The sequence below is a fragment of the Streptomyces sp. NPDC030991 genome (assembly GCF_055571235.1).
In genome coordinates this window covers 58056-65417 of record NZ_JBVIFR010000033.1, presented here as the reverse complement: position 1 = coordinate 65417, position 7362 = coordinate 58056, and the positions used below count along the sequence as shown (strand labels likewise).

Annotated in this window: 11 protein-coding genes, 1 tRNA gene and 1 pseudogene; 6 read left to right on the top strand and 7 right to left on the bottom strand. The window is 69.3% G+C overall.

What is annotated here, in order from left to right; translation table 11 throughout:
* Positions 1 to 74 (bottom strand): annotated as a pseudogene (locus tag ACZ45E_RS37235) (hydrophobic protein); the annotation flags it as partial.
* Between the two features lie 200 nt (positions 75 to 274).
* Here ACZ45E_RS37235 and ACZ45E_RS37230 point away from each other — a divergent pair.
* A complete protein-coding gene (locus tag ACZ45E_RS37230) occupies positions 275 to 448 on the top strand; it encodes a CsbD family protein (RefSeq protein WP_468230199.1) in 174 nt (57 codons plus the stop codon).
* Positions 449 to 557: 109 nt separating this feature from the next.
* On the opposite strand, the gene ACZ45E_RS37225 is transcribed toward ACZ45E_RS37230, so the two are convergent.
* Positions 558 to 896, bottom strand: a complete 339-nt coding sequence (locus ACZ45E_RS37225) for a MerR family transcriptional regulator (RefSeq protein WP_468230196.1) — start codon at positions 894 to 896, stop codon at positions 558 to 560.
* Positions 897 to 1359: 463 nt separating this feature from the next.
* On the opposite strand from ACZ45E_RS37225, the gene ACZ45E_RS37220 reads away from it, so the two are divergent.
* Positions 1360 to 1743 (top strand): hypothetical protein, encoded by a 384-nt coding sequence (locus ACZ45E_RS37220; protein ID WP_468230193.1) that lies wholly within the window; start codon positions 1360 to 1362, stop codon positions 1741 to 1743.
* A 96-nt stretch (positions 1744 to 1839) separates the two neighbouring features.
* Here ACZ45E_RS37220 and ACZ45E_RS37215 read toward each other — a convergent pair whose 3' ends face one another.
* The 4 genes from ACZ45E_RS37215 to ACZ45E_RS37200 all read right to left on the bottom strand — a co-directional run bounded on the left by ACZ45E_RS37215 (position 1840) and on the right by ACZ45E_RS37200 (position 4550).
* The gene (locus ACZ45E_RS37215) at positions 1840 to 2160 is read right to left on the bottom strand and encodes an SCO5918 family protein (protein WP_468230190.1); all 321 of its coding nucleotides are present in this window, start codon (positions 2158 to 2160) and stop codon (positions 1840 to 1842) included.
* Between the two features lie 59 nt (positions 2161 to 2219).
* The gene (locus tag ACZ45E_RS37210) at positions 2220 to 2504 is read right to left on the bottom strand and encodes a CBS domain-containing protein (protein WP_468230187.1); all 285 of its coding nucleotides are present in this window, start codon (positions 2502 to 2504) and stop codon (positions 2220 to 2222) included.
* 43 nt (positions 2505 to 2547) lie between these two features.
* Complete coding sequence (locus tag ACZ45E_RS37205) at positions 2548 to 4038, bottom strand: DEAD/DEAH box helicase (RefSeq protein WP_468230184.1); 1491 nt, start codon at positions 4036 to 4038, stop codon at positions 2548 to 2550.
* 308 nt (positions 4039 to 4346) lie between these two features.
* Complete coding sequence (locus ACZ45E_RS37200; protein WP_030730357.1) at positions 4347 to 4550, bottom strand: cold-shock protein; 204 nt, start codon at positions 4548 to 4550, stop codon at positions 4347 to 4349.
* A gap of 474 nt (positions 4551 to 5024) precedes the next feature.
* Between ACZ45E_RS37200 and ACZ45E_RS37195 the strand changes: the two genes are divergently transcribed.
* Both ACZ45E_RS37195 and ACZ45E_RS37190 read left to right on the top strand, forming a co-directional pair.
* A complete protein-coding gene (locus tag ACZ45E_RS37195; protein ID WP_468230181.1) occupies positions 5025 to 5618 on the top strand; it encodes a hypothetical protein in 594 nt (197 codons plus the stop codon).
* Between the two features lie 98 nt (positions 5619 to 5716).
* On the top strand, positions 5717 to 6046 hold the full coding sequence (locus ACZ45E_RS37190) for a hypothetical protein (RefSeq protein ID WP_468230178.1): 330 nt from the start codon (positions 5717 to 5719) through the stop codon (positions 6044 to 6046).
* A 100-nt stretch (positions 6047 to 6146) separates the two neighbouring features.
* On the opposite strand, the gene ACZ45E_RS37185 is transcribed toward ACZ45E_RS37190, so the two are convergent.
* Complete coding sequence (locus tag ACZ45E_RS37185) at positions 6147 to 6431, bottom strand: hypothetical protein (protein WP_468230175.1); 285 nt, start codon at positions 6429 to 6431, stop codon at positions 6147 to 6149.
* A gap of 364 nt (positions 6432 to 6795) precedes the next feature.
* Here ACZ45E_RS37185 and ACZ45E_RS37180 point away from each other — a divergent pair, with 364 nt between their 5' ends.
* Together ACZ45E_RS37180 and ACZ45E_RS37175 are read left to right on the top strand one after the other, a co-directional pair.
* Positions 6796 to 7218, top strand: coding sequence for a hypothetical protein (locus ACZ45E_RS37180; protein ID WP_468230173.1), 423 nt, complete (start codon positions 6796 to 6798; stop codon positions 7216 to 7218).
* Between the two features lie 49 nt (positions 7219 to 7267).
* Positions 7268 to 7341 (top strand) — tRNA-Met (locus ACZ45E_RS37175).
* The last annotated feature ends 21 nt before the right edge of the window (positions 7342 to 7362 follow it).

Genomic DNA, 7362 nt, shown 5'->3' with positions numbered 1-7362 from the left:
CACAGCGCCTTCAGCGCGAAGCCCGCGCCGAAGAGGATCAGAGCCAGAAGAAGAACCAGAAGCAGGGGAACCATTGTTATTACCTCCTGGCCATCATGTGCTCTTAACTTTCCCCTACAAACACACAAAGATCGCGTTTTCTTCACGAGGTGCAGGGCATCCGGTCGCACCGCGAAGTGCCCCCTTCCGCTTCGGTCATGCATGTTTACCGAACGGCTGAGCGGCCAGGCGAACCTCAGCACATGATGTCGATGCCAAGGGAGCGTGAGCGGACATGACCGCCGACGAGAAGGCCAAGGCGAAGACCGAGCAGGCCACCGGGGCCGCCAAGAAGACCGTCGGACGCGCCGTGGGCAACGAGCGGCTGACCGCCGAGGGCCGTGCCCAGCAGATGAAGGGCGACGCGCGTCAGGCCAAGGAGAAGACCAAGGACATCGGCAAGCACTAGTCCAGCGCCGGTGTCGCGGCCACACGGCCGCACCACGTACGCGTCGAGGGCGGCCCGGGATCAGGGGCCGCCCTCGACGCGTGCGTGGGCAAGGGCAGAAGACGTGCCGTCAGCCGGTCGCGCCGGGAGGTCCCGGCGCACCCCGGCGGTACTCCTCGTTGAGCCGCTGCGCCTCTTCGAGCTGGTCCTCGAGGATCACGATGCGGCAGGCCGCCTCGACCGGGGTCCCCTGGTCGACGAGCTCGCGGGCGCGGGCCGCGACACGCAGTTGGTAACGGGAGTAGCGGCGGTGTCCGCCCTCCGAACGCAGGGGTGTGATCAGACGGGCGTCACCGAGCGCCCGCAGGAAGCCGGGGGTGGCGCCGATCATCTCGGCCGCCCGTCCCATCGTGTACGCGGGGTAGTCATCATCGTCCAGCCGGCCGCTGAGCGGAGTATCTGCTGTCATTCCACCTCGATAGGTAACACGCGTCGAGGGGCCCTGGTGCCGTACGGCACCAGGGCCCCGAAGGAAATTCAACACCATCCGCCGGCCTTCTCATGTCGCCGGCCTTCTGTTTCCGCCGTCGCTCCCATGTTCCGGGGCGCCTCGCGGGGATCGCGGTTGCCTGACCGAGGACCACCGTCCAATCCGGGGTCCTGCGGTACCCGGCCCACTATCCGGCGGGCCAGGCGATCCTGATGGCGTCTGCTTCCTCCGTCCTTCCATGCGGCCAACCTGCCTGCGAACTACACGTACGGCGTCCGGCAGTTCGTCTCTGCCGGTCTTCAGTGACCTTGTCTACGAGAGAAACACTAGCGACCCGACTGGCCAATGTCTACTTCGGCCAGGATAGATTTAGCACAGCCGATGGCGAAGTACGGGGACCGCGGGAGGCCATCGGTCCGGAAGCCGAATAGAATCTGCGGCCATGTCGAAGCCTGACGAACTGCTCACCGTGCTCGCCGCCACAGTCGAGTCCGAACAGAGCACACAGATGTCTCTCACCGTGGTCACCGGCGGCACTGTCATCACCGGCCGGCTGGCCCCCGAGGCGGTCTGGCGCCAGCGGGTCTCGGAGGTCCTGAAGGACTCGGACCAGCTCAGGCCCTTCTCGGTCGCCTTCACCGCACTGGAGTCCCAGCGGCCGCCTGCGGCGCGCGATGCGGACGGAACGCCTACCCACCTGCATTTCCACGTCGCACGCATCCTGCAGGGCACCATGGGGATCCCCGAGACGGGCGGGATGTACCGGGTCGCGATCTCCGACGTCAACGCATGGACCGTCGGCGACTTCAGCTACTCCGACCACTGAGGCCGCTCCACGAGGCGTGAGGACGCCGCCGCACAGCAGTGAGGGCCCGACCGGACGAATCCGGTCGGGCCCTCACTGCTGTGCGCTTCCGGTCGGTCAGAACGACGCGGGGGACCCCAGCATCGCGGCGGCCCGCTGGTACGACGCGGTGGCGGCGGCCGGGGGCTCGGCCACGACGACCGGCGCGGCGGCGCGGCAGGTGAACCCGAGCTGCGTCATGGCGCGGACGACCTCACCCACGCTGAAGTCACGGCGGTCCTGGCCCGTGATGACCTGGCCGACCTGCTTGACGGGGTAGTGACGCCGACCGATGATCACGGACTCACCGGTGACCGGCTCGGGCCTGACGCCCTTCATCGTCTCCAGGACGGCACCCTTGGTCAGGTCGAACGGGAAGCGAGCGATGACACAGCGCATGAGACCTCATGAGGGGAGTGAGAGGCGGGGCGGACGGGGTGGAGCAAGTTCGAGCTGGTTCAGCCGGCGAGGGCGAGCGGGACGTCACGCAGGCGAGTCTCGTCCGTGTAGCCGGTGCTGTCACGGACGACGCCGAGCCGCGCCCGCGTGACCAGGCCGGTACGGCGGCCGTCGTCGTCGCAGACGAGCAGGTGCCCGACGCGGGCGCCGGCCATGACGGACAGGGCCACTTCGACCGTCATGTCCTCCCAGACGCGCGGCCCGACCTCGTCGGTCGTGAGGGCCGTCGTCTGGTGCCCGGTGTCCGTGCTCGCCGAGCGAAGATGAGTCTGAACCAACGTCAAAGGTGCCTCCTGCAGAGATGGGACCGGGTACGCGGGGTACTGCCTACGCCGCCGCGTCGACGGTGGACTGTCGCACCGACGTACGGCGCGCCGCCGAAGCGGGGCGGCGACGGCCGCGCGAAGCACCGCGCTTGGGGCGCTCGGCCGCAGGCGTGGTGATGACGACCGGGACGCCCGAGGGAGCCTGGGCGCCGGTGATGCGGTGCAGTTCCTGCTCACCGGAGTGGACCTGCGTGACCTGCGGACGGATTCCGGCGTCCGACATGAGGCGGGTCATGCTGCGGCGCTGGTTCGGGGTGACCAGCGTGACGACGCTGCCGGACTCGCCGGCGCGGGCGGTACGGCCGCCGCGGTGGAGGTAGTCCTTGTGGTCGGTCGGCGGGTCCACGTTGACGACCAGGTCGAGGTTGTCGACGTGGATGCCGCGGGCGGCGACGTTCGTGGCGACGAGCACGGTGACGTGCCCCGTCTTGAACTGCGCCAGCGTGCGGGTGCGCTGGGGCTGCGACTTCCCACCGTGCAGCGCGGCGGCCCGCACCCCGCTGTTGAGCAGGTCCTGGGTCAGCCGGTCGACAGCGTGCTTGGTGTCCAGGAACATGATCACGCGTCCCTCGCGGGCGGCGATCTCGGTCGTGGCGGTGTGCTTGTCGGCGGCCTGGACGTGCAGAACGTGGTGCTCCATCGTGGTGACGGCACCGGCCGACGGGTCGACGGAATGCACGACGGGGTCGGTCAGGTAGCGGCGCACCAGCAGGTCGACATTGCGGTCCAGAGTGGCGGAGAACAGCATCCGCTGCCCCTCCGGGCGCACCTGGTCCAGCAGCGCGGTGACCTGCGGCATGAAGCCCATGTCGGCCATCTGGTCGGCCTCGTCGAGGACCGTGATGCCCACCTGGTTCAGCCGGCAGTCGCCACGGTCGATGAGGTCCTTGAGCCGGCCCGGGGTCGCGACGACGATCTCGGCCCCGCCGCGCAGCGCGGCGACCTGCCTGCCGATCGACATGCCGCCCACAACCGTGGCCAGCCGCAGCCGCAGGGAGCGGGCGTACGGGGTCAGCGCGTCGGTCACCTGCTGGGCGAGCTCGCGGGTGGGGACGAGGATCAGGCCGAGCGGCTGGCGGGGCTCGGCGCGCTGTCCGGCGGTCCGGGCGAGCAGGGCGAGACCGAAGGCGAGCGTCTTGCCGGAGCCGGTGCGACCGCGGCCGAGCACATCGCGGCCCGCGAGGGAGTTCGGCAGCGTCGCCCCCTGGATCGGGAAGGGGACGGCCACGCCCTGGCGGCCGAGTTCGGCGAGCAACGGGGCGGGCATGTCGAGCGCGCCGAAGTCCTCCACGGCGGGCAGCGCCGGGGTGATCATCTCGGGGACGGCGAACTCCCCCTGCAGGGCGGCGGGCCTGCGGCCGTAACCGCCGGAGCGGGCCGGCCGCTCCGAACGGCGCGGAGCGGACGCCCCGAAGCGGCTGCCGCCCCTTTCACTGCCGGAGCCGCCCTTGCGGGTGCGTGCGAAACGGTCGTTCGTACGTGTGCGGTTCATGCGGAACCTTCCTCAATGCGGTGCACATCATGGAATTTCTCCGGCGAAGAGCGGCACGGAGAAGCACAAGACATGGACCGAATGGAACGCGAAAGCGAGACTGGCCGAAGGTGAATTCTTACGACCCAGTTATGTGGTGAAGGGCGCGAATTGAGCGCCCGAAGCGCGGACGAGGACGCGGCAGCGAGGCTGCGGCGAAATCCTCTGAACCTTGCCTTCCCGCAGGTGGAACCACTGCGGGGAAAGTGCATGCAGCTGGGGCCCGCACCCCGAAGGATGCGGGCCCCAGCTGCAAGTGTGCGTAAGCGTCAGGCCGGAACGATGTTCTCGGCCGTCGGGCCCTTCTGGCCCTGCGCGATGTCGAAGGAGACCTTCTGACCCTCGAGCAGCTCACGGAAGCCCTGGGCGGAAATGTTCGAGTAGTGGGCGAAGACGTCGGCGCCGCCACCGTCCTGCTCGATGAATCCGAAGCCCTTTTCAGCGTTGAACCACTTCACGGTACCTGTAGCCATGTCATATCTCCTTAGGGGCAGTACATCGGGGTCCACACTGTGCGGACCCCGTGTCGCCGCGATGATTACCCCGCCCGGAAATGACCGGAAATACAAGAGTGCTCCTGCCCGGCGAGGCCGGTCAGGGGCACCTGAAGTTCGGGAACCACAACTGCAACTGAGATCGACAGTAGCACGGCCGAAGGGTCGACATGCGGCCAGAAATACCGCCCTTCTTGGCGCGGTAAAAATCCTCACCGCAAGCCTCGCCAAACCCTCATCCGGCGGTCTCAGATATTGATGGACGCGGAGCACCGATCGGACGTACGGCTCCGCCACCTGCGCTCCGGCCCCGCGCCGGATTGGCCCATCCGAGGACGGAGAGGGCCGCTTCCCCGGCGGCGCGCGGCCGTCCTGTTATCCACCGACCCCCGGGTGGCATAAACCTCACAAGAAGATCATTCGTCTTTCCTATTACTACGGGAGTGCTGTGTGATGCATATCCGCAGACGACTGTTGCTCGTGGCCGTCGCGCCGCTGGCCATCGGCGTGGCCGCCTCGACCGCCTGCGCCGACACCGACCCCCGACCCCCCACCGCCTCCACGACCTCGACCAGCACGCGCACGGCCACGGTCGTCAGCGAGCTGAGCGCGCAGGAGGTCTCTGCCGGCTCCGCCGCGACCCTGCAGGTGAAGGGACGCCTGGTGGAGGGCGCCACGATGCTCTTCCCCCTGTCGCGGCTGGCGGTCTCCGTGCAGATCAGCGGCGACGACCGGACCGCCTCGCAGAAGTGCCACACCACCACCACCCGCGAGGGCCGCTTCAGCTGCACGTTCAACGTCACGGCGCACGAGACGACCTCGGCGACCGCCTCCTTCGCGGGCAACGCGCTGTTCGCTCCGGGCAAGGCCACCACGAACATCGCGGGCGCTTCCCGGACTCCCCCGTCGTCCGCCACCACCACCCCGGCCGCGGCGGCGCCGTCCGCCGCGGCCGTGCCACCGGCGTCCACCGCTCCGAAGACCACGACGTCCGGCGCGACCGCGCCCGCCGCTCCCCTGCCGGCCGCTGCCGTCGGGGCCCACTAGCCCGACCGCAGCCAGGAGATGACACCTACGGGTGGCGAGTGCCGCATCGTCGCGGTGCGTCGCCCTCCTGGCGAAGGGGCGGCGGTCAGTGTCGTGCCATGCCGATCTCGTCGCTGACACGTCGTCCACTCCGTCCGACCATCCTGACTCTCGCCCTGGCCGCCGGGCTCTGCCTGGCCTCCTCGGGCATCGCCGCCGCGGCGGGTCTCCCCGCGAACGAAGGGCCGGCGCCCACGGTGCCGGCCCCGGCCGTCTCCGAGGGCCCGTCGTGGGGCCAGGAGTCGGTCGAGTTCACCGACGGCCGCATCGTCTACAGCGATACTTCCTCCGGCTTCGACGCCGCCGGGGGCGCGTACTTCGAGCGGTCCGTGCTGACGGTCGGCGGGCCCGGCAGCTTCCACTGGTCCACGACGCGTTCGCACTCCTGACCGACCTACCTCTCCCCGCACAGGCGTGTGCCCCGAAGCCGATGGCTTCGGGGCACACAGCTCGGCTCGGTTCAGCGACCGAGCCGCAGCGTGGACCGCGTCAGGAGTGCGAGCCCGTCGTGCTGCCGGCGGCACCCGTGGGGCCGGCCTTCTTCACCGTGGTCACGAAGTAGGCCTTGCCGTCCGGGGTGAAACCGCTGAACGTGGCGGCCGTCTGGCCACCACCGGCGTTCGCGGAGTTCTGAGCCTTGCCGTAGCCGGGGCCATCGACGTAGCCGTGGCCGTCGCGGCCCGGGCCGTCGTGGGCCGACGCGAGGCCGGCGCTGCCGATGACGAGGGGGGTGACGAGGGCACCGACAGCGACGTACTTGGCAATCTTGCGCATCTGATGCGGTCCTTTCAGGGTTCGTTCGCGGGCCCTGGGCAAACCCCGGCACCATCGCCAGAGCTCGGCGGAACGGGCCACCTTTCCGCCGCGACCGACATTGCCGCCTCCGCCAACCCTCCGCATCCGCTGACATCACGCTCCGTAATGGCGCTACGGTCCGAGAGGTCCGTTCCACCCCTCTGAGCAGCACAGATACCGGTGCGGTCGCCTCCGGCGCGCTCGGCGGAATTCCCCCACTCGGCGGGCAACGGGCGCATATCAGCTGACAAGCCAACCTTTTGCGCGCTTCCGGAAGGCACCACAGACTCGAACCCGCCGAGGCCGCCCGGTCCGGACTCCATCGCACCTGCCCGGAGGATTCATGTCCCGCATCCGTAGAGGTCTCGTCCATCCGGTGGCCGTCCTCGCCCTCGCCGCGGCCGCCGCCGTACTGACCACAGGAACCGCCGCCGCGGAGGACCGTCTCGACATCCTCTCGGCGACCGTGACGAGCGACCACGTCGAGGTGACCGTCCGCTACCGGTGCGAGTCGCTCATGGGCACCGACTCCCTGGACGTCGCCCTCGCCGACACCTCCGACGGCGGCATCTACAGCGCCTCGGTCACCCCCGTGTGTGACAACGCCTTGCACAGGACGACCGTCGACACCACCCGCAACGCCGGACCGGCCACCGCCGCCCACACCGACGCCGTCATCAGCGCCTCCCTCGGCTCCGGCCCCACCCCGCGGCTGTTCCCCACCGCCACCAAGCAGGTGACGATGGCCCTGAAGAGCCGAACCTGACCGACCGCGGCGGCGGGGCCTTCACGTCCGTGTAGAGTGGAACTACCGACGCGGGGTGGAGCAGCTCGGTAGCTCGCTGGGCTCATAACCCAGAGGTCGCAGGTTCAAATCCTGTCCCCGCTACGAAACGAAGGGGCCCGGCAG